Origin of the sequence: Nocardia farcinica, from assembly GCF_029867845.1 — a bacterium.
Taxonomy (GTDB): domain Bacteria; phylum Actinomycetota; class Actinomycetes; order Mycobacteriales; family Mycobacteriaceae; genus Nocardia; species Nocardia farcinica_A.
The window spans coordinates 1-2,792 of sequence record NZ_JARWRU010001155.1 but is presented as its reverse complement, the minus strand read 5'-3'; the positions used below and the strand labels follow the sequence as shown (position 1 = coordinate 2,792).

Annotated in this window: 3 protein-coding genes and 1 pseudogene; 2 read left to right on the top strand and 2 right to left on the bottom strand. The window is 67.2% G+C overall.

Annotated elements, in window-relative coordinates; genetic code table 11:
• Together QH283_RS25640 and QH283_RS25635 are read right to left on the bottom strand one after the other, a co-directional pair.
• Nucleotides 1-441 (bottom strand): hypothetical protein, encoded by a 441-nt coding sequence (locus QH283_RS25640; protein WP_414689529.1) that lies wholly within the window; start codon nucleotides 439-441, stop codon nucleotides 1-3.
• Complete coding sequence (locus QH283_RS25635; RefSeq protein ID WP_280505500.1) at nucleotides 408-1,109, bottom strand: TetR/AcrR family transcriptional regulator; 702 nt, start codon at nucleotides 1,107-1,109, stop codon at nucleotides 408-410. The genes QH283_RS25640 and QH283_RS25635 overlap by 34 nt, the downstream gene beginning before the upstream one ends.
• Before the next feature lie 286 nt (nucleotides 1,110-1,395).
• Between QH283_RS25635 and QH283_RS25630 the strand changes: the two genes are divergently transcribed.
• A complete protein-coding gene (locus QH283_RS25630; RefSeq protein WP_414689528.1) occupies nucleotides 1,396-2,586 on the top strand; it encodes an amidohydrolase family protein in 1,191 nt (396 codons plus the stop codon).
• Nucleotides 2,583-2,792, top strand: a pseudogene (locus QH283_RS25625) (hypothetical protein); the annotation flags it as partial. The gene QH283_RS25630 and the pseudogene QH283_RS25625, both read left to right, overlap by 4 nt.

Genomic DNA, 2,792 nt, shown 5'->3' with positions numbered 1-2,792 from the left:
TCAGCCGACCGGCAGCAGGTCGGTGGCGACCTGAGGCACCAGGGTGGTCCCGCTGCGGAAGGTCTCGGTCGCGCCGACCTCCACCGACGGCGCCGCCGCCGCGCACAGCGCCTGCGCCTTGAACGCCTGCGCGGCCATGCTCAGCCGGTGCAGCACCGGATCGACCGGATGCTCCGGCGGCGAGGCCCAGTCCTCACCCCACACGACGACTTCCACACCACCGTCACGCAGCGCCTCGAGCACCCCGCGATTCGCCCGCGAGTCGCGCCGGCAGATCGCGCTCGCGATGCCGAGGGCATCGGGTCTGCGCCCCTGACCTCTCGCCGAGAGCACCGTCTCCAGGTCGAGCACCTCCGCGCCGAGGATGCGCACCGGACGGGAGTCGGCGAGGTCGGCGACGAGAACGGTTACCTCCCAGCCTGCGATCGCTCGGTCGAACAACCATCCGCCCGCGTGCTCGACGACGTCGACGATGCTGGTCCCGACGATGTCGAGCCGGTAGCGGGTGGTGCCGTGGCCGGAGCGAAGTCCCGGGCCAGCGCCCTGGTGTATTCCTCGAACACCTTCGCCAGCGGGATCGAATGATCGAGCAGCCATGAGATCTCCATTCCGTTGATGAACGCGACGATTTCGACGGCCCGGACATCGGCATCCATGTCTGCGCGATAGTGGCCGAGCTCCTGGTTGTGCCTGATGATGGCGGCCACGATGCCGACGGCGAGTTTCCACCTGTCCAGCAGGCGATCGTGCAGCGGCGCCTCGGGTTGCAGATTCTCCACCAGCATGACCACGAAGGTGCCGACGAGTTCCGGTGAGCGCTGGATGCGTTCGGCCACCCGGCCGATCTCGACGAACAGATCGCCGGTGAGATCGGCCTGCGCGAGATCGTCTGCGTCCTTGGCGTCGAGCACGGCGTGCAGCAGTTGGTCTTTGGAGGGGAAGTGGTGCAGCAGGCCCGCCGGGCTCACGCCCGCCTCGCGCGCCACCATCGCCACCGTGGTGTTGCGCCAGCCGTTGCGGGTGAGCAGTCGCTGGGCGACGGTCAGGATGCGCTGCCTGCGATCCTCGCCCTTGGCGAGCAGAGAGGCATAGGGGCGGGGAGCTGTCACGCTGAACACCTGTCGACCGGAAACCTAGTGAACACACAGTAGGTTGGTTCGCTCGCTGTGACAAGGGTCTCACCGCGTGGCGAAAAAGTCACTTCCACGCGTGTCGCGAAGCACCTGTGAAACCTCATGAAGAGAACATCATTCTCAACCCCTCAGCTGCCACTCCGCTTTCTCGGACGCATTGCGTGCGAATGCCATCTTCTCCTATGGTGATAATCTCATTACCGCACTGCTCGGCAGTCGCCGATCGGTGCCACGACCACACCCGAGTCGCCAACGGAGGGTCATGATGTCGGTCCCGACCAGCAGTGCTTCCCTGTACCCCCCAGGCGGTTTCGGCCCCCCGAAGGACCGGCGGGGCCGCGCGGAAGGCACGCTCGGCCTGCCCGTGGGCACCGAGGTCTTCTCGGCCGACAACCACATCTCGCTGGCGCACGACATCTTCTACGAGCGCTTCCCCGAGAGCCTGAAGGATCGCGCGCCCCGGGTCTGGTACGAGGACGGCGCCTTCCAGCTCGGACGCAAGGGAAAGTCCTTCCTGCCCGGCGATTTCAGCCACGTGCTCATGCAGTACGACCCGTTGGCCGGCTCGGGCAGCGCCGATCTCGCCGCCCGCACCGCCGACCTGCGCGCCGACGGCATCGCCAAGGAACTGGCCTTCCCCAACGCGCTGCTCGCGCTGCTGTTCTACCCCGACAAGGAGATCCGCGAGCTGTGCTTCCGTATCTACAACGCCTACATCGCCGAACTCCAGGAGCGCTCCGAGGGCGCCTTCTACGGCGTCGGACTCATCAACTGGTGGGACCCCCTTGGCGCGCGTCGCACCCTCGACGAGCTGAAATCGCTGGGGCTGCGCACCTTCCTGCTCCCACTGTCGGCGGGCAAGGACGACGACGGCAAGGTCATCGACTACGGCAGCACCGCCATGATCCCGGTGTGGGACGCCATCGAGGAGTCCGGCGTTCCGGTGTCCCACCACATCGGCGAGTCGCCGCTGTCGAGCCCGTGTGAGGTCAACAGCGTGGCGGTCGGCATGATGCACAATGTCGCGCCGTTCCGGGAGTTGTTCTCCAAGTACATCTTCAGCGGCATCATCGACCGCCACCCGGGCCTGCGGATCGGCTGGTTCGAGGGCGGGATCAACTGGGTCGCCTCGGCGCTGCAGGACGCCGAGCACATGCACGCCTCCTTCCAGCACATGCTCGACCGTCCCCTCGCCCACGACATCCGGCACTACTGGGACAACCACATGCGCGCCTCGTTCATGGTGGACCCGCTCGGCCTGACGCTGGTCGACCACATCGGCGTCGACCGGGTGATGTGGTCCTCGGACTACCCGCACAACGAGAGCACCTTCGGCTACTCGGAGAAGTCCCTCGCCGCGGTCGTCGAGGCGCTCGGCCCGGCGGACGCGGCCAAGGTGGTCAGCACCAACGTCCAGGACTTCCTCGGCCTGACCGCACCGGAATCGCGATGACCGCTTTCGCCGCTTCCCGGACCTCGACGTCCTACCTCATCCCCGATGTCCCCGACCGGGCCAGGATGCGCCGCGAGACCGGCGCCCGGCTGCGCGCGGCGAAGCCCGCCCACGGCGTCGACGCGCAGTACCAGCTCAACAACCCCAACCACCTCAAAGCGACCCGCGCCAACAGGGCCCCGGGCCAAGACCGAAAACACCACCGA